At 31.7% G+C, this 22,690-nt stretch carries 17 protein-coding genes; 7 read left to right on the top strand and 10 right to left on the bottom strand.

Annotated features, from left to right (window positions below):
- The first annotated feature begins 394 nt into the window (after positions 1-394).
- From rpiB to TD29_RS06000, 3 genes are all read left to right on the top strand, one after another.
- Positions 395-829, top strand: a complete 435-nt coding sequence (rpiB, locus tag TD29_RS06010) for a ribose 5-phosphate isomerase B (protein ID WP_040279575.1) — start codon at positions 395-397, stop codon at positions 827-829.
- A gap of 100 nt (positions 830-929) precedes the next feature.
- Positions 930-1,847, top strand: a complete 918-nt coding sequence (locus TD29_RS06005; protein ID WP_040279574.1) for a cation diffusion facilitator family transporter — start codon at positions 930-932, stop codon at positions 1,845-1,847.
- A gap of 94 nt (positions 1,848-1,941) precedes the next feature.
- Positions 1,942-2,385, top strand: coding sequence for a GNAT family N-acetyltransferase (locus tag TD29_RS06000; protein ID WP_040279573.1), 444 nt, complete (start codon positions 1,942-1,944; stop codon positions 2,383-2,385).
- On the opposite strand, the gene TD29_RS05995 is transcribed toward TD29_RS06000, so the two are convergent.
- The 7 genes from TD29_RS05995 to TD29_RS05965 form a co-directional block, all read right to left on the bottom strand.
- On the bottom strand, positions 2,382-3,245 hold the full coding sequence (locus TD29_RS05995) for an OmpA family protein (RefSeq protein ID WP_040279572.1): 864 nt from the start codon (positions 3,243-3,245) through the stop codon (positions 2,382-2,384). The two genes, TD29_RS06000 and TD29_RS05995, sit on opposite strands and share 4 nt — an antisense overlap.
- A gap of 66 nt (positions 3,246-3,311) precedes the next feature.
- Complete coding sequence (locus tag TD29_RS05990) at positions 3,312-4,946, bottom strand: S41 family peptidase (RefSeq protein WP_040279571.1); 1,635 nt, start codon at positions 4,944-4,946, stop codon at positions 3,312-3,314.
- A gap of 14 nt (positions 4,947-4,960) precedes the next feature.
- Entirely contained in the window at positions 4,961-5,338 is a 378-nt protein-coding gene (rnpA, locus tag TD29_RS05985) for a ribonuclease P protein component (protein ID WP_040279570.1), read from the bottom strand.
- Positions 5,339-6,148, bottom strand: a complete 810-nt coding sequence (locus tag TD29_RS05980; protein ID WP_040279569.1) for a S24 family peptidase — start codon at positions 6,146-6,148, stop codon at positions 5,339-5,341.
- A 121-nt stretch (positions 6,149-6,269) separates the two neighbouring features.
- Complete coding sequence (locus TD29_RS05975; protein WP_040279568.1) at positions 6,270-8,147, bottom strand: M1 family metallopeptidase; 1,878 nt, start codon at positions 8,145-8,147, stop codon at positions 6,270-6,272.
- A gap of 50 nt (positions 8,148-8,197) precedes the next feature.
- The gene (locus tag TD29_RS05970; protein ID WP_040279567.1) at positions 8,198-9,817 is read right to left on the bottom strand and encodes a S8 family peptidase; all 1,620 of its coding nucleotides are present in this window, start codon (positions 9,815-9,817) and stop codon (positions 8,198-8,200) included.
- Between the two features lie 7 nt (positions 9,818-9,824).
- A complete protein-coding gene (locus TD29_RS05965) occupies positions 9,825-10,685 on the bottom strand; it encodes an MBL fold metallo-hydrolase (RefSeq protein ID WP_040279566.1) in 861 nt (286 codons plus the stop codon).
- A 151-nt stretch (positions 10,686-10,836) separates the two neighbouring features.
- Here TD29_RS05965 and TD29_RS05960 point away from each other — a divergent pair, with 151 nt between their 5' ends.
- Together TD29_RS05960 and TD29_RS05955 are read left to right on the top strand one after the other, a co-directional pair.
- The gene (locus TD29_RS05960) at positions 10,837-11,172 is read left to right on the top strand and encodes a DUF202 domain-containing protein (RefSeq protein ID WP_241485229.1); all 336 of its coding nucleotides are present in this window, start codon (positions 10,837-10,839) and stop codon (positions 11,170-11,172) included.
- A 33-nt stretch (positions 11,173-11,205) separates the two neighbouring features.
- Positions 11,206-12,984: an SLC13 family permease gene (locus TD29_RS05955; protein ID WP_040279565.1), complete on the top strand. Its 1,779-nt coding sequence runs from the start codon at positions 11,206-11,208 to the stop codon at positions 12,982-12,984.
- Here the strand turns inward: TD29_RS05955 and TD29_RS05950 are convergent.
- Positions 12,981-15,185: a SulP family inorganic anion transporter gene (locus TD29_RS05950; RefSeq protein WP_052466990.1), complete on the bottom strand. Its 2,205-nt coding sequence runs from the start codon at positions 15,183-15,185 to the stop codon at positions 12,981-12,983. The genes TD29_RS05955 and TD29_RS05950 overlap by 4 nt on opposite strands.
- A complete protein-coding gene (locus tag TD29_RS05945; protein WP_040279564.1) occupies positions 15,182-16,030 on the bottom strand; it encodes a universal stress protein in 849 nt (282 codons plus the stop codon). Before TD29_RS05945 ends, TD29_RS05950 begins: the two co-directional genes overlap by 4 nt.
- Positions 16,031-16,118: 88 nt before the next feature.
- Here TD29_RS05945 and TD29_RS05940 point away from each other — a divergent pair, with 88 nt between their 5' ends.
- Positions 16,119-17,969: a cation:proton antiporter gene (locus TD29_RS05940; RefSeq protein WP_040279563.1), complete on the top strand. Its 1,851-nt coding sequence runs from the start codon at positions 16,119-16,121 to the stop codon at positions 17,967-17,969.
- 266 nt (positions 17,970-18,235) lie between these two features.
- On the opposite strand, the gene lepA is transcribed toward TD29_RS05940, so the two are convergent.
- Positions 18,236-20,032, bottom strand: coding sequence for a translation elongation factor 4 (gene lepA, locus TD29_RS05935; RefSeq protein ID WP_040279562.1), 1,797 nt, complete (start codon positions 20,030-20,032; stop codon positions 18,236-18,238).
- 154 nt (positions 20,033-20,186) lie between these two features.
- On the opposite strand from lepA, the gene TD29_RS05930 reads away from it, so the two are divergent.
- Positions 20,187-22,604 carry a TonB-dependent receptor domain-containing protein gene (locus tag TD29_RS05930; RefSeq protein ID WP_241485228.1) on the top strand — a complete coding sequence of 806 codons (2,418 nt, stop codon included), beginning with the start codon at positions 20,187-20,189 and terminating at the stop codon, positions 22,602-22,604.
- Positions 22,605-22,690 lie beyond the last annotated feature (86 nt).

The raw sequence follows: 22,690 nt of genomic DNA, 5'->3' as shown, positions 1-22,690 counted from the left end.
TAACAGCTGTTAATAACCTATGTTGACAACTTACTTTTAATAAGTATTTATAAAATTGATGTTAGTATCCTACAAAAGGGATGCTCATAACTTCGCCAAAAAAAAGCATTAACTTTTTAGGTTATCAACATTATAGTTGTGATTGTAAAAATTACTGGATAATCCTAATAAAAGTTTTCAGTACTTAAGATAAGATATTAACAAGTAATGAATATAAATAGCTATAGATGTTAACATGTTACATTTCCGAAGAAAAGAACACCTTAACAAACTTATATTTTATGAATAAGTATATAACTATTGTCGTGGTTTTGTTATTAGCAATTATTAACTTTAAGGTTTTAAACAATTGTTGGTTTCTGTTATTATAGAGACTAACTTAAATCTTAAATTAATGACGATTTCAATAGGTAACGACCACGCAGGAACTGAGTATAAACACGCTATTTTAGCGCATTTAGAAGCTAAAGGATATACTGTTAATAACTATGGTACAAACACAAATGACAGTGTAGATTATCCAGATTTTGTTCATCCTGTGGCTACAGATGTTGCTAATAACAAGGTGGATTTTGGTATTTTAATCTGCGGAAGCGCAAATGGAGTTGCTATGACGGCTAATAAACACCAAAACGTTAGAGCCGGAATTTGTTGGATTAAAGAAATTACTGAACTTACAAGACAGCATAATAATGCCAATATTTGTTGTATTCCTGCACGATATACTGCATTACAACAAGCCATTGCTATTGTGGATACTTTTTTAGACACTCAATTTGAAGGTGGACGTCATCAAAATCGTGTGGATAAAATTCCGTTAAGTTGTTAATAAGGTCTTGCAACATGAAATGAAGCTTCTTTTGTATTAGTGAATAATTTTTAAGTTACTTCTTTAATTCTATATAACATGACATAATTACGATACCAGAATGAGTCATTCTCACAATCATAACCACTCTCATAATCATAGCGATTTAAAAGGTAGAAATCTCATCATTTCTATTCTATTAAACATTGGTATTACTGTGGCACAAGTTATTGGTGGATTACTCTCTGGAAGTTTATCATTATTAAGTGATGCACTTCATAACTTTAGTGATGTAATTTCATTAATTATAAGCTATATTGCTAATAGATTATCAAAACGAAAAGCGTCTCTTCAAAAAACATTTGGTTATAAGCGTGCCGAAATTTTAGCTGCTTTTATAAACGCATCAACTCTAATAATTGTAGCAATTTTATTAATAATTGAAGCTGTAAAACGTTTTCAAAATCCGCAGGATATTGAATCTAGTTTAGTTATTTGGTTATCATTTATTGCTATACTTGGTAACGGTTTTAGTGTGCTTCTTCTTAAAAAGGATAGTGCATCTAATATGAATATGAAAAGCGCTTATCTCCATCTTTTAACAGATATGATGGCAAGTGTTGCTGTTTTAATAGGTGGCTTATTAATGAAGTATTACCAATTATTTTGGGTAGATAGTGTGTTAACTTTTGCTATAGCATTATATTTGATAGTAATGGGTTATCACTTATTAAGAGATTCATTTAAAGTGTTAATGTTATTTACTCCAAATACCATACAGGTAAATGATATTGTTGAAGCCATACAAAACATAAAAGCTATAAAAAATGTACATCATGTACATATTTGGCAACTAAATGAAGAAGAAATTCATTTAGAAGCGCATATAGATTTTAAAGATGATATTACACTATCCCAATTTGATGTTATATTGCAAGAGGTAGAAGATTTGGTGTTTCATAACTTCGGAATTAATCATGTTAATATCCAACCAGAATATGGTAAAGATGGTGATAAGAATGTGATTGTACAAGATTGATTGCATTCAAAATTTCAATGCCAACTTGAGATGAAAACTAGATAAAAATATGAGATTACTACGTTATATACACTTTACAATGATACTCTAGATGATGATAGATATAAAAATAAAAGCTTTTAAAGACCTTACAACTCAAGACCTATATGACCTGCTACAATTAAGAAGCGAAGTGTTTGTAGTAGAGCAGGATTGTGTGTATCAAGATATTGATGGTAAAGACCAAAAAGCATTACATGTTATTGGTTTTAAAAACCATAATGTTGTTGCTTATACAAGACTATTTAAACCAGGTGATTATTTTGAGAAAGCTAGTATTGGTAGAGTAGTGGTGCGTGATCAAGAACGCGAACATAAATATGGTTATGATATTATGAAAGCTTCTATTAAAGCCATAAAGGAACATTATAATGAAACTGAAATTAAAATTTCTGCTCAAACGTATTTAAAACGTTTTTATAATAATCTAGAGTTTTATGAAGTAGGAGAGGAGTACCTTGAAGATGGAATTCCTCATATTACGATGGTTAAAACCTAATTATTACTTCTACTAACGGTTTGACCAACATAAGTAATTAAAATCTCTACACGACGATCTAATTTAGGTTCACCACCTAACGGAAACTTTCTGCGCATACCAACATATTTCATACGTCGTTTATTCACACCTTGTTTTGCTAGGTAATCATAAATAAATTTTGCTCTCGCCACAGATAGATTTCGCTTTTTAGTTTTACGATCTATAGCATCTCTACTATTTTTTGTACAGCACACATGCCCTTGTATTGTAAAATATAAATCTTTACGTTCTACAAGTATATCTGCAAGCTCTTTTAAGGTTTCTTTAGATTCTGGTAATAATTTACTGTATCCCGTTTTAAATAATATATTATTGAGTTCAAATTTATCTCCTGCTTTAAGTTCGCCTTTTAAAAGCTCTGTAGCTTCTCTCTTTTTAGCATTTGTTATTTCTGTAGCTTCTTTTGTTTTAGGCGGAAATACAGACGATACAATAATCTCAACTTTTCTATTTAAACCTCGTATTTTACTTAAATCATTTTCTTTTATAAGTCTAAGTAAAATTTCACCTTTACCATCAACATTAGTAATCACAGATTCATCAAACTCATTATTTGAAAAAATTGTTTTTATAGAATTAGCACGATCTTGAGATAGTTTTAGGTTGTAGGTATCACTTCCTCTATCATCAGTAAAGCCATAGATAGAAATTTTTGCAATATCCATACCTTCAATTTGAGATAAAAACATCAATAACCTATTATGCTCAGTTGGAGGTACTTCAAATTTATCGGTTTCAAAATAGACTTCATGAGTCATCTCCTTTTGAGCCATCAAAAGTTGCGATAAAAGAAGCGTTATAAGTAGTATTTTTTTCATATTAATAGTTAAAACATAAATTAAATATAATTGATTTTATGTTTTGGTCAAATTTTTAAATGGATATCAATCTAAATATCCTAAATAATTAGATGGATTTTTAAGTATTTCTACACCTTTTTGAATTTCAAAGTTATGAGCAATATAATACGTATAAAGACCTTCTCTATAGAAATATCGTTTTACAATTTCATCAGATAATAAGGCTAATAATTGCTCTTTATTATTATCAATAGCTTTATTTTTATACGTGTTTAATGACGAAATTAAGTTTGAATAATTAGTATCAATTTCGGCATCTAATTGTTCTTCTTTTGCCACAGCAATGGCTTCGGCAAATGCCTTTTCGGTTTTCGTTTCAAAATTAAAATTATTTGCTTTTAAAAAGTTTTTAAAGTTTTTAAAATCGGCATCAGTTAATTTAAAATTCTCTAGATCTGTTACAGTATTGTTGTAATAGTATTCTGTTCCATATTTAAAAATTAAGTTGTCATTAATGATAGCTTTGGTCATGGGACTCAATATGGTTTCTTCTAATTCTAAATCTGGTTGTACGCCTCCTCCATCATAAACCGTTCTTCCTTTTTTAGTTTTAAAGGCGTTATAATTTTCTTGTTTTGTACGTGTGGCTTTTCCGTTTTCATCACGATTCCAATAATCAAGTGCTTGGATGCAACGACCAGAAGGTGTGTAATATCTAGAGATTGTTATTTTCATTTGTGTGCCATAGGTTAGTTTTTTAGGACGCTGTACAAGTCCTTTTCCAAAACTACGTGCTCCAATAACGACAGCACGATCTAAATCCTGCAAAGCTCCAGATACAATTTCACTTGCAGAAGCGCTAGAACCATCAATTAATACCACCAACGGAATTTCTGTATCCATAGGTTCGTTTTTTGTATAATAGGTTTTATTATACTTCTCTACTTTTGATTTTGTGGTAACGACCAACTGGTTTTTTGGTACAAAAATATTGGTAACATTTACGGCTTCTCTTAATAAACCACCTGGATTTCCTCGTAGGTCTAAAATCAGTTTTTCGGCACCTTGATTCTTTAAATCCCGAAGTGCGCTTTTAGTCTCAGCTGAGGTTTTGGCGTTAAATTTCCGAAGTACAATATAACCCGTATTTTCATTAATCATAGAGTAATGAGGTACGGCATGAATGTCTACAGCTTCTCTTTGTATGGTTGTATTTTGTGTTTTACCTTGCCTTACATAAGTAACATCAACACGTGTTCCTGCACCACCTTGTAATAAGTTTCCTGCGTCATCTTTAAAATCTGCAACGGTCACATTATCTACTTTAATAATTTCATCACCTGCTTTTAAACCCGCTTTATCTGCTGCATAATCTTTGTAAGGTTCAACAATAACTAAACGGTCTTTTAGCGTTAAAACATTGGCGCCAATACCTGTATAATCTCCTGCATTATTTATTCTAGCAGATTCTACATCTTGTTCATTGTAGTAGTTTGTATAAGGATCTAGATCTGCAAGCATACTTTTTATTGCAGTATCCATTAAATCTCCTGGATTTGTATCATCAACATAGTTCATGTTGAGTTCTTTAAAAAGTGTCGTAAAGATTTCTATTTGCTTGGCAATTTCGAAAAAGTCGCTTTTAAAAGCGGTTCCACTAAAAAATATAGTCAGTGCAAAAAGTGGGATTAAAACACGTTTTTGTAGTAGTTTTTTCATGTGATTATTAGCGTTTATTTTAAAGATACTTTTTTTGCAAAGGCCTCTAAAAGTTGTTTCATTTTTTTATCTATAGAATCAAAATCTGTTCCATCCTTACCAATGTACAAAATCATTAACGTATATGATGATGAAATGTTGTTAAAATAAGCACTTTTGTTTAGTCGATAGCCTTCTCTTAACAAGCGTTTGATGCGATTTCTATCAACAGCTTTTTTAAAATTTCGTTTGCTTACAGAGACACCTGTTTTAAATTGCGTATCATCATCAAAATTAGATTTTAAATAGACCATACGTAATGGATAGGCACTTACCGATTTCCCTTCGGAAAAGAGGTGTTCTATTAATTTTTGGCTTTTAAGCTTCTCTTTTTTAGGATAAGAAAATGACATCTAGTTTTTAGAGTTTTGTGATACTTTTTGTTGGAGTTCTAGAAGTTTACTTTCTAAATCATGCAGTCTATCAGAAACATCAACAGGTTCTGGCATTTGTTTAGACGCATACATGGCTACATCCCAAACTTCCATAATATCTTCACTATTTATAGTAAATGTAGGATAATTTCCATCTTTATTATCACTTTTTAGAATGAGTTTTCCTTGGTCTTCAATACGATTAATAACACGTTTTAAAACCACACCATCATTTTTACTGATAATGATATATACGCGACCATCTTTAATGTCATTAAATGCTTCTATGTAGCGACCAAAAACCATATCACCATTAAAAAAAGTGCCTACCATGGAGTTGCCTTGAACTTCAAAACATCTAAACGTTCCATTGGTGAGTTGAGGCATATAAAATGCTGGTAAAGTTTCAATAAATTCTGCATCACCATATCCATCTAAATAACCAGCTCTTGCTTTTACAGGAACAAAAACTACGTTTTCTTCACCATCTGGAGTTGTAGTAACTACTTTTGGCATTCCTGAATATGTTGGAGTATTTACAATATTTGATTTTAATAGAACTGTACTTTTTCCGAAGAGATAATCAGGATTGATATCAAACTCATCAATAATTGCAGCGAGCACATCATAACCAGGCTTGGTTTTTTTACGAGAACCATCTGCTTGAGGTCTGCCATTAACAATACTGTCTACGGTAGTTCCTGTTACTCCAATACGTTTTGAAAACGCATAATTATTAAGCTGAAAATGATTAATAATCGCTGTAATTTTTTCGTCTATAGTTGTCATAATTTTAAAGGTTATAAAATTACTTAAAAATCAAACATTTGTGTAATTTCTAGGTTTTTATTACAATAAAAAAAAGCTACAATAGTTAAATTGCAGCTTTTAGATTGTAACTAGTTAAGTTTTAATCTTCTTTAACTAAAGGGTATATATTATTGTCTTTATTAACATCTGCCAACTCTCCTTTTGCATCAATTTGTACAGATTGTACTGTTTTAGATGTTTCTAATGTATATGTAGGAAAAGCCCAAGCCCAATCTTCTTTTACGGTTGCTGAGGTTGGTTTTGTACCACGCATCATGCGTAAAGGAATATAAAAATTTTCGGTAGAACCATCTATATAAGTTACTGTCAAGTCTAAAGGCATTGGCATTAAACCAATTCGCTCTAGTGTTATTTTATTACCATTTACTGTTTTTACCGCATAATCTATAGTATTGGTAGTTTGTGCAAAATCAATAAGGTACCAATCTAATTCTAGTCCAGAAACACGCTCTGCAGTTCTTACAATATCAATAGGTTTAGGATGTTTAAAAGCCCAATCATTAAAGTACTTTTTAATGGTAGTTTTCAAATTTTCCTCACCAATAATATAACCTAGTTGTGACATAAAAACAGCCCCTTTACTATAAGCAGCAGATCCATATGCTCGATTAATATTATAACGATCGGCATGTGTTGTTAGCGGTTGTTCATAACCCGAATTTGCTAAATTAATGTAACCACGATAAGAACCACTCAACGGATTATCTTTTCTATAATCCATAATCTCTGCCATGGCTAAAGCAGAAATATAACTAGTAAAGCCTTCATCCATCCACTCATGTTTAGCTTCGTTTGTTGCCAATAAAAATTGAAACCAAGTGTGTGCCAATTCATGCGCAGTCACACCAACCAAACTCCCAAAACTACGTTTTCCTGTGATGAGTGTAGACATGGCATATTCCATACCACCATCACCACCTTGTATCACAGAGTATTGATCATAAGGATAGTTTCCAATATGCGTGCTAAAATACTGCATTAACTCCACTGTTTTAGGTTGCATCTTTTTCCAATTCTCTAAGTTCTCTTTAGGTAAATCTTTTTTGTATAAAAAGTGAAGCATTGGTCCATTAGGAACTTGCATTGTATCATGTATATAATCTTTATCTGCAGCCCAAGTAAAATCATGAACATTAGGTGCTAGAAAGTGCCACGTATTGGTTTTCCCTTTTTTCTTTTTTACTTTTTCTTCGGAAATGTAACCATATCCTATCTCGTCTGCATTTTGCAAATTACCCGTACCTCCAATTATATAATCTTTATCAATGGTAATTTTTACGTCAAAATTTCCCCAAACACCGTAAAATTCGCGACCTATGTAAGGATCTGCGTGCCACCCTTCGGTATCATATTCTGCCAATTTTGGGTACCATTGTGTCATAGACAGTGCCACACCTTCTTTATTATTTCTACCTGAACGTCTAATTTGCTCTGGCACTTGACCTTCAAATTTCATATCAAACTCAACAGTTTTTCCTGCTTTGATTGGTTTTTCTAAATCTACAATCATCACAGTACCTTCAACTTCAAAGTCAAGTTTTTTACCATTAAGTTTTAGTGAAGAGACGTTTATATAACCAATTTCATTGTTTTTTAATTTTGAAATGCGACTTACATAAATTGGGTTCTCTTTTGTGCCTTGGTTATTAACCATCCTGCCATCTGGATCTTTAATGCTTTGTAAACGTGCATCCATTTCACTTCCTGGCTGAAATGCATTAAAGTACAAATGATAATACACGCGATATAAATCATCTGGTGAATTATTGGTGTATTTAATAGTTTGTTTACCAGTAAATTGATAGCTTTTTACATCCATATCAATAGCCATGGTATAATCAGCTTGTTGTTGCCAATACTGGTTTGTTTTATACTCAATAGTTGGGTTTTGTGCATTTATTTCCGAAGAAAAAAATGTGATACACAACATTAAGAGTGTGCTTAATTTTAGTTTCATAACTATTACTTTTTACTTGTACTTAGAGTGCAATTGAAGTATTAAAAATATTATTTTCCATTAGCCACTTGTGATGCCAATATTAATGCGTTGTAGGCATTTACAATACGTCCAGATTTTGAAATTTCACTTAGAGATTTTACTTGTTTATCTGAGCCGATGGTTACTTTTGCTTTGATTGGTAATCCAGAATCCATTAAAATTTGTTTAACCTGAGCTGCAGTTAAACTTGGATATTGTGAGCGAATTAATGCAGCAACACCAGCAACATTTGGTGCAGCCATTGAGGTTCCGCCTTGAAATTCATATTCGTTTTCTGGCATGGCAGAGTAAATTTCACTACCTGGAGCAAAAACGTCGACATTCACTTTTCCGAAGTTAGAAAAATCAGACACCATTGTTGCGCCATATTTATAAGTTAACGACCCAACTGTAATCACATTATTTGAAACCTCTGGACCTGTACCAACAGCATCATTTGGATAGTTATGAGCTACATCAATATTTTCGCTATCGTTACCTGCTGCGTGAACAAAAAGAACATCTTTATCTGCAGCATATTTAAGTGCATCACGTACCCAATCACTGTGAGGTGAGAATGATTTACCAAAACTTGCATTAATGATTTGTGCGCCATTATCTGCTGCATAACGAATGGCTAAAGCAACATCTTTGTCATATTCATCTCCATTTGGAGTAGAGCGAATTGCCATAATTTGAACGTTATTTGCAACACCATTCATTCCTTTATTATTGTTGCGCTCAGCAGCTATAATTCCAGAGACATGTGTACCATGACTTTCGTCTTTTATAGAAGGTCTTGGATTGTTGTTTCCATAACCTGGTTTATCATTTAAATCATTAGGATCATCTCCTGTTTTACGACCTTTTAAATCTTTGTTTAAATTTACGTTAAGACGATCATTAACTTGCTCAAGACCTTCCTTAAAAACTTCTTTAGCCTTTGCTACAGATTCTAAATCGTTTGCATATACAAATTGTGCTATTTGTACAGCTTGTCCTAATTGTTCGTTTTCTGTTTTAATGGCAAGTACTTCGGCTTTTGTATAATCTGTTTTACCAAAATGTTTAGTTAAAATCTCATCAGCCATTGTTACATATTGCAAATTTTGCTCGCTATTGGTTTTATACCCTAAGTATTTTTGATACTCAGTGTTGTATAATGCTTCAGCTTCAGCATATCTAGGTGCGGTTTTATCTCCTGCAGCTAATATTCTTACATATTCTAATTGCTCATCATAGCCATCTCCAACAAAATTCCAACCGTGAATATCATCTACGTAGCCATTGTTGTCATCGTCTTTGCCATTGTTTGGTATTTCATTTTTATTGGTCCAAAGCACGTCGTCTAAATCTTCATGATCTATGTCTGTACCACCATCAATTACAGCTACAATAACGGTTTTACCTTTTTTGTTTTTAATAATATCACTATAGGCTTTATTAACACTCATTCCTGGTATAGTATCTTTAACTAAATCTAAATGAGCCCATGATTGTTTTTCGTTTTCAGTAAGTGAAGCTTCTTTGAGTGGAGATGTGTCAATGTTTTCTAAAGGGGTAGACAGTACTCCTGCTGTTGCTCCACAACCAAATAAAACGGTTGAAAGAATTAATGTGTATAAAAAAGGTTTAAATAATTTGATCATAATTGTATTAATTGAATATATCGTTTGTTGTAAATGTATCTTTAAGTCGCACGCCTTTTTCGGTATGTTGTACGGTTATAATTTCGTTGTGTGCATCATGTTCTAAAAACAAATAGTAATCCTGATTTGCAGCTAGATTTAAAAAGTGTTCTTTTTCATCTAAGGTTAATAAAGGTCTTGTGTCATAGCCCATCACAAAAGGTAGAGGTAAATGACCAACGGTTGGTAATAAATCTGCCATAAAACAAATGGTTTTCCCTTTGTAATTAATCATTGGGATCATTTGTTTTTCGGTATGACCATTTGCAAAAAAGATATCAAATCCTAATTGAGAATTTTTTAAGATATTATTCTGTGGAAGGTTAGTGAATTTCAACTGACCACTATCTTCCATTGGTAAAATGTTTTCTTTTAAAAACGATGCTTTTTCTCTGTTGTTTGGTTTTGTAGCCCAATCCCAATGGTTTTGATTACTCCAAAAATGTGCATTTTTAAAAGCGGTTTCATAACCGGTTTTATCTTTGTTCCATTGTACGCTACCACCACAATGATCAAAATGTAAATGCGTCATAAAAACATCGGTAATATCATCACGATGAAAACCATGTGTTTTTAAAGAGTTATCAATCGTATCATTTCCCCAAAGATGATAATAGCCAAAAAACTTTTCACTTTGTTTATTACCCATTCCTGTATCAATTAAAATGAGTCTATCGCCATCCTCAATAAGTAAACAGCGTGCTGCAATATCTATCATATTATTTGAATCGGCAGGATTGGTTCTGGTCCATAGAGATTTAGGTACAACACCAAACATGGCACCTCCATCTAATTTAAAATTACCAGCATTTATAGGATATAATTTCATGTGAGAAAATAATTGAGATGCAAATTACTAAAAGCGTTAAACATTATTTGAGTTTGCTATTAATTATTGAGGCATTTTTAACATATTTAAAGCATGTTTATCTCTTTTGAAATTAAAAAGATTTAAATTTATGTGATAAATTCTTTTTGCCATGAAACGAACATCTAAAACCAAAAAAATGAAACTGTTGAGATTTGGTCGTGATTTTGAACCAGATCAACAAGTCATTTTGAGAGATTACCTTGCTATTGAGAGAACTCGATTAGCAAATGAGCGTACGTTACTGTCGTATATTAGATCATCATTGTATTTACTTTTGGGAGGTATTGCTTTTTTTCAACTCAAAGAATTCTCTAATTTTAAATATTTAGCTTTAGTATCATTAATTTTTAGTGGTGTCTTTTTTGTAATAGGAATTTATAGATTCACACTTTTAAAAAAGAGTCTAAAAAAAGTCTACTATAAATCTGAGGAGCAAACAAAATAATTAGGTTAAATAGATTAAGATACTCTATGTGAAATGGATTTGATAATTACATTTTCTATAATACTATTTGGAGTTTTTCTTTTTGTAAGAGATTACTTTTCTATTGATACAACTTCAATTTTAATTATGGCAATGTTTATCGTTGCTGGTGTTTTAAGTCCTGAAGAGGGCTTTTCTGGTTTTAATAATCCAGCAACCATAACTTTGGGTTGTATATTTGTAGTGAGTGGAGGTGTTTTTCATTCAGGAATTTTAGACGGCTTGAGTACTAAAATTGTTAAAATAGCTAAAACCAATTATGTTATTGCATTAATTGTTTTTTGTTGCATTTCGGGTTTTTTCTCTGCATTTATAAATGATACAGCAGTAGTTGCTCTATTACTTCCTATAGCCTTGAAAGTTTGTAGAGAAACAAATATTAAACCTAGTAAACTATTAATGCCCATTTCATTTGCCGCTTTATTTGGTGGAACTTGCACATTAATTGGGACATCAACAAACATTTTAATTAGCAGTTATGCAAAAAAGTATAATGTAGAAGAATTAGGAATGTTTGAATTTAGTGGTGCAGCATTTTGTTTGTTGCTAATTGGATTTGCTTACATTTTTTTTATAGCTCCTTTATTATTACCCAAAAACAGCGATGAAAATGATGATTTTACTAAAAAAGCAAAAACCTACATCACAGAGCTTTTTGTAGAAGATGACTGTAAAGATGTAAACTCTGTTTTAAGATCATCTCAATTAGTAACTAATTATCAGGTTAATATCCTTTCAATTCTTAGAAATGGAGTTTTAAAGCATAATTTTAGTTTAGACACAAAAATTTTAAAAGGTGATATTTTAAAAATTATACTACCTCCAGAAACCTTATCACAATTATTAGATATTGATGGATATACCGTTAAAGGTAATAACCGAATGAAAGATGCCGAAGAGAAATTTAAATCCTTTAACCTCTATGAAGTCATTATTCCTTTTGGTTCTAGTTTATCTGGAGTCTCATTAAAAGAGATTAATTTTAGGAGACAATACAACTCTTCAGTCATTGGTATAAGACAGCGAGGAAAAAATAATTTTGAAAAATTAACAAACATAAAGCTCAAGGAAGGTGATATGTTGTTAATTCTTGGTCAAGAAGAGGAAATTAGTAATTTAGAATCTAATAATCTTATTGTAAGACTTTCAGAATATGAGAAAAAGAAAACCAATTACAAAAAAGCAATACCAGCATTATTAATTGGTATAGGTGTTATTTTAGTGGCATCATTAAATATAACATCAATTTTAATAAGTGCAATGGTAGGCGCTTTATTAATGGTATTACTTGGGATACTAAAACCAATTGAAGCCTATAAGGCTGTAGAATGGAAAGTGATTTTTATGATGGCTGGAGTACTCTCAATGGGTACAGCATTAGAAAAAGTTGGAGGTGCAACGTTGATTGCAAACTATATAAAATCTACACTAGGTCAATATGACGCTCAAATTACTTTGAGTCTCATTTATTTAGTCACTTTTATTTTTACAAATTTAATCTCGAGTAAAGCTACTGCAGCTTTGATGGCTCCTATAGTAATTATGCTATCTAATTCAATGAATATCAGCGAGAGACCATTTCTTATAGCTGTGATGTTTGCCTGTTCACTTACCTTTATGACACCAATGAGTTATCCAACAAATACGATGGTTTATGCGCCAGGAAATTATAAGTTTAGCGATTTTTTAAAGGTAGGCACACCACTCAATATTATTATTTGGATATCGGCTTCCTTTATAATCCCTTATTTTTTTCCTTTTAATCCTAATTAATTAGTCTTTGAAATTACATCTTTTAGTCGTTTCCCAAAATCTATGAGCGCTTTAATTTCTTTAGTACTTGCCAAACGTTGTTTACTAAATATGAGCAAGCTATTGCCATTAGATTCAATATGATAATATGGGTTACACTCAAAAAAGTGAATCAATTCATTTGTAAAAAAGGTTTTAATAGATTCAAGATGTTCGCCTACCAAATGAAACCGTTTAGAAAAATCGGGATGGTCATCAAAATTTATATCTCTAAAACCAGCAATAGCATAAACCTTATCCATTAAGGTTTCTCTATCTAGAGAAAATATAGGTATAGCGTCATTTAAATTAATGTGTAACATAGATGTTCTCACAACTTCTTTTGCTATAAATTCACCTTCAGAAAACTCAATATCAAATAATTTGGAGTTAGTATTATCGTTCTTTAATTCGTTATAAATATAATTGGGTTGCTTGGTTTTAAAAAACAGAAAAGGATCTAAAAACCCAGTGTTTCTATTCTTATCTGCACTATAAGTAAGGTGATAATCTTTTGCAATAGCCTCTAGGTTTTCTTGTCTTTTGGTTAAGTTGTACCCAAATAATGTAGGTACAGCAGCAATTTTTCGTAAAGCAAAAGGGTGTTTAGAATCCGAATCATGCATATCTAAACCAACTATATCAAAATGACCTCCATTTTTTGTAAACGAACTTTGATAATTATTAAGATTTTCCATAACGGTATGATCTACAAAGTCACACATAGAAAAATCTACAATAACATCATTATCTGTAGAGATCGCATTGAGTTTTTGCTTTAATCTATAGAAATTTGCGAACGTGCAAAAGTGCTTAACACTTACGTAGTAATTAGATTTTTCGTCATCTTCTTTAAACATTAATACATTAGGTTTTATCCAATGTCTTAAAAATAATGTGACGTTTTTATTAATTACAAAATGAATGATTATAGTAATGATTACACCTGCGGAAATCCCTAAAATTAATCCAAATTTTAAAGTAGTAAGAAGCGTCACAAAAAATATAATAAGCTGCTCTTTTCCTACTGAAAAAATCTTCTTTATCAAATCTGGTGATGCTAATTTATAACCTGTATAGACCAAAATAGCCATGAGTGCCGACAACGGAATTCGGGTTAACTGTGTACTAAAAGCCACAATAAACACGACAAGAAATAGAGCGTGAAAAAAATTAGCAGACCTATTACTACCACCATTATTAACATTTACAGAGCTTCTTGCTATTACAGTAACAACATTTAAACCTCCAACAAAACCACTTCCAATAGTACCTAACCCTAGGGCTTTTAAGTCTCTATTAACGTTAGATCGTCTTCTTTGAGGATCCAATTTATCTACAGCCTTAATACTTAAAAGAGATTCTATACTAGCAATTAGGGTTAATGATAACACGCTGCCCCAAAATGGTAAACCTCCAATTTTTGCAAATGATATTTTTGGTAATTGAGTAGTAATTTCTTTAAAAGAAGGAATTGCAGGAATCATATAATCTTTTGAAATTGGATTGTCTTGATGTAAAAACAATTCAAAATAATAACTAAAACCAATAGACAAAATTACAATCCACATGGGAGCAGGTATTAATTGCCAATATTTATTTCTAAGTTTTGGATAAAATATCATAATAGCTAAACTTATAAGTCCAGCTGCTGCTGCATAAATAAGTCCAGTATTTTCATAATGCAAAGCGTCATTTATAGTAAAAGGAATTTCAACCAAGTAATCTATAGTATTTTCTCGCGTAATTTTATGCCCAAACATGATGTGAAATTGCTTACCAAGTATAATAAGTCCAATGGCAGCTAGCATACCTTGAATAGCAGATGATGGAAAAAAGTCGGCCAAATTACCCATTCGTAAAAAGCCAAGCAACATAATCAACACACCAGAGCAAATAATAGCAGCATAAGCACCTTCTAATCCAAGCGTCGTTATAGCTACTAAAGTTACACCTACTAAGCCGTTTCCTGGTCCTGTAATTGTCACATGACTACCACCTAAAATCGATACAATTACACCTCCAACAATTGCAGTAATTACACCAGCAATTGCAGGAGCATCACTTGCCATTGCAAGTCCTAAGCCTAAAGGTAAAGCTATAAGACTTACCACAAAACCTGAAAATATATTTTTAGGTAATTGTTTAAAAAAATGTGTTATGTTATTTTTTTTTTGCGTCATTGAATGATTAAAACATCGGTTGGTAACTCAGATAAAATGTATTCGATATCATGCGGAAAAATGCGATCCCAAAAACTCGTTTTACTAGGCGCATTCATCACAAGTAAATCGGCTCTAACAAATTGTGCATAATGACCAATACTATAGCCTCGTTTTCCAAAAATAGATTGCGTTTTTGTAAGCACTCCAGCTTTATAAGCTTCAGGAATTTCAGTAATAATACGTTGTACACGAGAATCCTCTCTCATTTTTAGACGTTCTTTGACGATATCAGATTTCCGAAGTGATTCATCATCATCTACACTAACAGCAACCTCTTGCTTAGTTATTTCTTCAACAATCGTAATTTTTTTAGACTGTAATTTATGAGACATATAATATGCTATGGCAATGGTTTGTTTGGTCTTTGGATCATCAAGACCGTTTACCACAATATGTTGACAAGGCACTCTATTTATAGATGGTTTAATGAGTAATAAAATAGAACACTTGGCTTGTCTGGTAATTTTTCTAGCAATGGTACCTAAATAATATTGTACAAAATTTTCCTTTTGAAGAGCTCCTAAAATGAGTAAATCCACTTTTTTTTCTTCGGAAACAGATAAAATCACATCCACTGGGTTACCCGTTTTGAAGACGAGATCGTAGTTGAGATGATCTTTTATAAACGGATGGATGACATCTAAAATCTGTTGGGTTTTATCATCAGATTTTTCACCCACGTGAATAAGTACCAATTTACTCTCAAAAAAGAGGGCTAATCGTGCTGCTTCATATAGGTTGGCTTTTAAATTTGGAGAAAATGCAACTCCAATTCCTATAGTCTGAAAATGTTTATTGGTCAAGGGCTATGAAATCAATTTTGAGGGTAAGTTAATATTTTTTTAACTGTTACAATAGTTTCAGTTATATTTAGCTTCAAAATTACATTACATGTTAGAATTAGCAGGAATTATCATACTAGGAATATTGGCACAATGGTTCGCTTGGAAATTTAAAATTCCAGCAATTTTACCTTTAATTTTAATTGGACTTCTAGTAGGACCAATTGCGGCAGAGTTTTTAAGTCATGATGGTACAAAATGGATAGAGCCCATTTGGAATGGAGAAGAGGGACTTTTTCCTGGACAAAGTTTATTCTATTTTGTCTCTTTAGCCATAAGTGTTATACTTTTTGAAGGAGGATTAACGCTTAAAATGAGTGAAGTTAAAAATGTAGGACCTGTAATTACAAAGTTAATTTCTATAGGATCAATTGTAACATTTTTTGGTGCTGCTATTGTTGCTCATTTTACGTTTGATTTAAGTTGGGAGATTTCATACTTATTCTCAGGTCTAATTATTGTGACTGGACCAACAGTAATTACACCAATTTTAAGAAACATCCCCTTAAAAAAAGATATCTCTGCCGTTTTAAAATGGGAAGGTATTTTAATAGATCCTATTGGAGCATTGGTAGCCGTTTTGGTATTTGAATTTATAAGTGTTGATGGTGGAGGAGAATTTACAAAAACAGCACTCATAGAATTTGGAAAAATTGTACTGTTTGGAACCACGTTTGGGTTCACATTTGCACACGCTATGAACTTAATTATAAACAAAAAATTAGTACCTCATTATTTATTAAATGTGTTTGCGTTAGCAGCTGTTTTAGGTGTTTTTGTTTTGGCAGATACTTTTGCACATGAGTCTGGATTATTAGCTGTTGTTGTTATGGGAATGGTTTTAGGAAACTCAAATGCACCTTATTTAAAAGAACTGCTGTACTTTAAAGAATCATTAAGTGTATTATTAATTTCTATCTTATTTATTTTATTGTCTGCCAATATAAATATGAGCGATTTATATTTAATTTATACCTGGAAAACAGCTGTGTTATTTGCTGCTGTTGTTTTTATTATTCGACCTTTAGGTGTGTTTTTAAGCACACATGGTTCTTCATTAAAATTTAATGAAAAATTGTTTATTAGTTGGGTTGGTCCACGAGGTATTGTAGCTGCTGGTATTGCATCACTTTTTGGATTAAAATTAGCAAAAGAAGGTGTTCCTGGTGCAGAATACATTACGCCTTTGGTGTTTATGATTGTTTTAGGTACTGTATTACTAAATGCCACTACAGCACGTTTATTTGCTAAATTGATTGGTGTGTTTTTAGCAAAATCTAATGGTATTTTAATTGTTGGTGCTTCAAAAGTATCAAGACTTATTGGGCATTATTTAGAAACCCATGGCAGGCACGTAGTGTTAATAGACAGCAATCCTAGTAATATTTCAAAAGCTAAAGAACTAGGTCTTGAAGCCATAAATACAAATATTTATTCTGATACCTTAATGGATAATATCGAATTAAACGATGTTGGTTATTTAATGGCATTAACAGGAAGTAATGATATTAATACATATGCCATTAATAAATTTAGTAAGCAATTTGGTGAAAATGGATCTTTTAGATTAGTAAGTGTTGATGAAATGCGTGATAATAACAATAATCCTAAAGAAGGTTTGTTTTCTCAAACAGACGATTTTACATCGCTCAATAATACGGTTAGAAAATTCCCTAGTATACAAGAAATTGAATTAAGAGATAAAGCGCATTATGAGAACTTAATTGAAGTCTCAGATAATGATAAAGACATCATCCCATTATTTATTAAAGATGATGAATCTGAAATTCATATTATATCCTCTTATAATAAAGATGTTAAAGAGATAGGCGAACATTGGCATTTGGTATATTTAGGAAAACCTTTTGATGTTGAAGAGGTCGCAAATGAAGAGGCTTAGTACATCATGTCTTAAATTTCTTTGTATATGATTTCGTAAATACGCTAAAAAAGAGTTCAATTTTCTTCGGAAATATGAACGCGTTATAATGACGTCTTTTAAAAGGTGTACCGTTTTGGTTAGTAAAAACGTGTAGGTTTTGTAAATGAAAAAGACAACATTGTACAGTCTATCCTATTTCCGAAGCCATAGAAATTTAAACAATTTTTAAATAGATAGATGACATTTTTTAGATTAAAAGACGCCTTTTTGCAAAGGCGTTTGTGTTAATCGTTCAATTTTAAAACAGCCATAAATGCTTGTTGAGGTATTTCTACGTTACCTACTTGACGCATACGTTTTTTACCTTTTTTCTGCTTTTCTAATAACTTACGTTTACGAGAAATATCACCACCATAACATTTTGCAGTTACATCTTTACGTAAGGCTTTTATAGTTTCACGAGAAATAATTTTTGCTCCAATGGCAGCTTGAATTGGAATATCAAACTGTTGTCTTGGGATGAGTTCTTTCAGTTTTTCACACATTTTTTTCCCAATATTTTGAGCATTGTCTGTATGTATTAATGCAGAAAGTGCATCGACGGTTTGTGCATTTAATAAAATATCTAATCTCACCAATTTAGAGACTTTCATTCCTATAGGTGAATAATCAAAAGAAGCATAACCTTTAGACACTGTTTTAAGGCGATCGTAAAAATCGAAAACAATTTCGGCAAGCGGCATTTCAAATGTTAATTCAACACGTTCTGGAGTTAAATAAGTTTGATTTAAAATCATACCTCGTTTCTCAATACATAAAGACATCACATTACCAACAAAATCAGATTTTGTAATAATTGTAGCTTTAATAAACGGCTCTTCAACACGATTTACTGTTGTTGGTTCTGGTAAATCTGAAGGATTATTAACAATAAAAGCTTCGTCTGGATTTTTATTTGTGTAGGCATGATATGATACATTGGGAACCGTTGTAATTACCGTCATATCAAACTCACGTTCTAGACGTTCTTGAATGATTTCCATATGAAGCATTCCTAAAAATCCACAACGAAAACCAAAGCCTAAAGCAGCAGAGCTTTCTGGTTGAAACACTAAGGACGCATCATTTAATTGCAGTTTTTCCATAGAGTTACGAAGCTCTTCGTAATCTTCGGTATCTACAGGGTAAATACCAGCAAATACCATTGGTTTTACGTCTTCAAACCCGTCAACAATATTAGTTGTTGGGTTGGCAAAATCTGTTATGGTATCTCCAACTTTTACTTCTTTTGCTGTTTTAATACCAGTAATTAAATAGCCAACGTCACCAGCTTTTACACTTTTTTTAGCGACTTGATTTAATTTTAATGTACCAACTTCATCTGCAAAATAATCTCTATCTGTAGCGACAAACTTTATTTTTTGGCCTTTTTTAATTTCACCATTAAACACTCTAAAATAGGTTTCAATTCCTCTAAACGTGTTATAAACCGAATCAAAAATTAAGGCTTGTAAAGGCGCATCTACATCACCTTTTGGCGCAGGAATACGCTCAATAATTGCTTTTAAAATATTGTCAACTCCAAAACCTGTTTTTCCACTAGCATGAATTACTTCTTCTGGATCACAGCCTAAAAGTTCAACAATATCATCTGTAACTTCTTCAGGATTTGCACTTGGTAAATCTACTTTATTAAGTACAGGAATAATCTCTAAATCATTTTCTAATGCTAGATATAAGTTTGAAATCGTCTGAGCTTGGATACTTTGAGCTGCATCTACAATCAATAAAGCACCTTCACAAGCTGCAATAGATCGAGATACTTCATAAGAGAAATCAACGTGACCAGGTGTATCAATAAGATTGAGTACATATTTTTCGCCTTCAAATTCATAGTCCATTTGAATGGCATGTGATTTAATGGTAATCCCACGTTCACGCTCTAAATCCATACTATCTAGTAGCTGGTCTTGTTTTTCACGAGCTGTTACAGTATCTGTATAATCTAATAAACGGTCTGCTAGTGTACTCTTACCGTGATCAATATGTGCTATTATGCAAAAATTTCTAATGTTCTTCATAAACTCTAATTCACCTCCTTAATGATTCGCAAATATAATCGAATTATTATGCATATAATATCATTAATGTTTACAAAAAGCATTTAAGTATAGAAAAACCATAAAAAGATTTCAAAAACAAATGTTATCTTGCAATACTAAACCTAAACTAATTTTGAAATTCATTTATATCCTGACTGTATTACTCTTGTGTTCTTATTCGAGCATTGGTCAGGAATATACGGTTTCTGGAACGATTATAGACGCTAATAATAAAGGCATTGAGTTTGCAACTATTATCGTATTTAATGAGGATCAAACCGAAGTTTTACATGGCACATCTACAGACGTTAACGGTTTTTTTAATTTAAATAATTTAGATCGAAATATTTATTTCATTAAAGTTAGTTTTATTGGTTATCAAAGCTACGAACAAAAAATTGTACTTACCGGAAGCTTAGATTTAAAAACAATTTTATTAGAAGACGATATAGAAAACTTAGATCAAGTGACCGTAACTGCTAAAAAACCAACACTAATACGTGAAGCTGATCGTCTTGTTTTTAATATAGAAAATACGGCTTTAATAGAAGGTAGTATGCTTCAAGTTTTAAAAAGTACACCTGGAGTATTGGTATTGGGTGACGAGATTACGGTTAAAAATTCTAATCCTACGGTTTATATTAATGATAGGAAAGTACATTTATCATCAGATGATTTGACTCAACTTTTAGAAGGGTCTTCTGCTAATTCTATTAAATCTATAGAAGTGATTACAAATCCTTCAGCGAGATATGATGCCGAAAGTGGAGTGGTGTTGAATATCGTTATGAGTAAAAACCTTATTGCAGGTTATAGAGGTTCGGTATCAACAAATTTTACACAAGGTGTTTTTCCTAGATATGATGTTGGAACAAACCATTTTTTCAAAAATAAGGACATTAGTTTTAATGTTAATTATAACTATTCAAAAGATAAACTAAATAGAGATAGTGAGGATACCGTTAACTATTTAGATGATACTAATGCTTTAAATGAATCTTGGCGCTCACTAACCAATAGAAATACTTGGAAAGAAACACACAATCTCAATGCTAATTTTGATTATTTTATCAATGATAGTAATACTTTAAGTGTTTCTACAAATACGCTATATCTTCCTTATTTTAAATATAGTATAAGTAATAATACCGAAATTACAGATGTAAATAATGATTTCTTGTCGCGTTTTACTGCAGATAATTTATCACGAGACAATAAATATAACATAGGTGTTGATTTTAACTTTAAACACGACCTTACCAAGGGATCATTGATTGTTAATGGTCATTTTACAACTTATAATTACGAAAGGAATCAAGGCGTAGTGAGTAATTTTTTTGATAGTAATAATGATTTTCAAAATGTCTCTGCTTTTAATACTCATGCTAATCAAGACACGCAAATTTTGGCTGCTAAATTGGATTATAGTTTACCTATAAACGATAATTCTGAATTTGAAGCTGGTATCAAAACTTCTAATATAAAAACAGAGAGCGACATCACGCAATTTGATATAGATATAACTACAGGAACTGAAACTATTGATAATTTAAATTCAGATGTTTTTGATTACGATGAACACATTTATGCGGCTTATGCCAATTATGCCTTAAACACCGAAAAATGGAGTATAAATGCAGGTTTACGAGCTGAGCAAACCAATATTGAAGGTGTTTCTCTATCCACAAGTCAGGTTAACACTCAAGATTATTTAGAGTGGTTTCCTAATGCGAGTGTGCAATATAATATTAGCGATACATACAACATATATGCTAATTATAAACGCAGTATCACACGACCTGGATATGCAGATTTAAATCCGTTTCAATTTTTCTTAAACGAAAGTTATGTGATTTCAGGTAACCCAAATTTAGTACCAACCTTTACAGACCATGCCGTTATAGGAACGACTTTGTTTAGTGATTTATTAACCATTGAAGCGTATTATAAAAATTTTGATGGTGCAATATCTGAAATACCAAGGCAAAATAATGACACCAACATTATAGAATACATAAGTGTTAATTTTGATAAAACGATAGAGTTTGGTTTTGATTTTCTAACTTATTTTAATGTTAATGAACGTTGGTCTATTTATGCAGTAACTTCGTTTTACAATTTTGAGGAAGAAACCAATTTTGGAAATGGTTTTGTAAAGCAAGACCAATGGTCTAATTTTTCAGTATTACAAAATGATTGGACCTTTTTAAAAGATAACAGTTTAAATGCGACGTTTACTTTAACCTATAGCAGTAAAAATCTTCAAGCGTTTCAAACCGTAGAAAATCAGTTATTTTCAGAATTAGCGATTTCTAAAACACTATTAAAAAACAAAGGAGTGCTTTCTTTAGCGGTTAGTGATTTGTTCAATATGCAAGATCCTGAGGCTAGTACAAGATATCAAAATCAGTTTAACTCAAGTTTACGTGATGTAGATACACGCTACATTAAACTAGGTTTTCGTTATAAATTTGGAAACACAAGACTTCAAACAAATCAACGTTCATCTAACACAGATGAGCGAGATCGTTTAGATAAAGCAAAAAATTAATGTTTTTTATAGTTTAACAATAGCTTGTATCGTCACTATTTTGTTTGTCAAAGCGTAGTGACGAATCTATAATTTAAAGAATGTCT

It is taken from the genome of Psychroserpens damuponensis (assembly GCF_000826655.1).
In the GTDB taxonomy this organism is placed as follows: Bacteria; Bacteroidota; Bacteroidia; order Flavobacteriales; family Flavobacteriaceae; genus Psychroserpens; species Psychroserpens damuponensis.
This window is presented reverse-complemented; position numbering and strand designations above follow the sequence as displayed.

Bases quoted from the DNA above. Each gene is read 5' to 3' on its own strand.
- rpiB (WP_040279575.1), top strand. From the start codon at position 395: ATGACGATTTCAATAGGTAACGACCACGCAGGAACTGAGTATAAACAC.
- TD29_RS05975 (WP_040279568.1), bottom strand. From the start codon at position 8,147: ATGAAACTAAAATTAAGCACACTCTTAATGTTGTGTATCACATTTTTT.
- TD29_RS06005 (WP_040279574.1), top strand. From the start codon at position 930: ATGAGTCATTCTCACAATCATAACCACTCTCATAATCATAGCGATTTA.
- TD29_RS05950 (WP_052466990.1), bottom strand. From the start codon at position 15,185: ATGACGCAAAAAAAAAATAACATAACACATTTTTTTAAACAATTACCT.
- TD29_RS05940 (WP_040279563.1), top strand. From the start codon at position 16,119: ATGTTAGAATTAGCAGGAATTATCATACTAGGAATATTGGCACAATGG.
- rnpA (WP_040279570.1), bottom strand. From the start codon at position 5,338: ATGTCATTTTCTTATCCTAAAAAAGAGAAGCTTAAAAGCCAAAAATTA.
- TD29_RS05995 (WP_040279572.1), bottom strand. From the start codon at position 3,245: ATGAAAAAAATACTACTTATAACGCTTCTTTTATCGCAACTTTTGATG.
- TD29_RS05955 (WP_040279565.1), top strand. From the start codon at position 11,206: ATGGATTTGATAATTACATTTTCTATAATACTATTTGGAGTTTTTCTT.
- TD29_RS06000 (WP_040279573.1), top strand. From the start codon at position 1,942: ATGATAGATATAAAAATAAAAGCTTTTAAAGACCTTACAACTCAAGAC.
- lepA (WP_040279562.1), bottom strand. From the start codon at position 20,032: ATGAAGAACATTAGAAATTTTTGCATAATAGCACATATTGATCACGGT.
- TD29_RS05960 (WP_241485229.1), top strand. From the start codon at position 10,837: ATGAAACGAACATCTAAAACCAAAAAAATGAAACTGTTGAGATTTGGT.
- TD29_RS05990 (WP_040279571.1), bottom strand. From the start codon at position 4,946: ATGAAAAAACTACTACAAAAACGTGTTTTAATCCCACTTTTTGCACTG.
- TD29_RS05970 (WP_040279567.1), bottom strand. From the start codon at position 9,817: ATGATCAAATTATTTAAACCTTTTTTATACACATTAATTCTTTCAACC.
- TD29_RS05980 (WP_040279569.1), bottom strand. From the start codon at position 6,148: ATGACAACTATAGACGAAAAAATTACAGCGATTATTAATCATTTTCAG.
- TD29_RS05965 (WP_040279566.1), bottom strand. From the start codon at position 10,685: ATGAAATTATATCCTATAAATGCTGGTAATTTTAAATTAGATGGAGGT.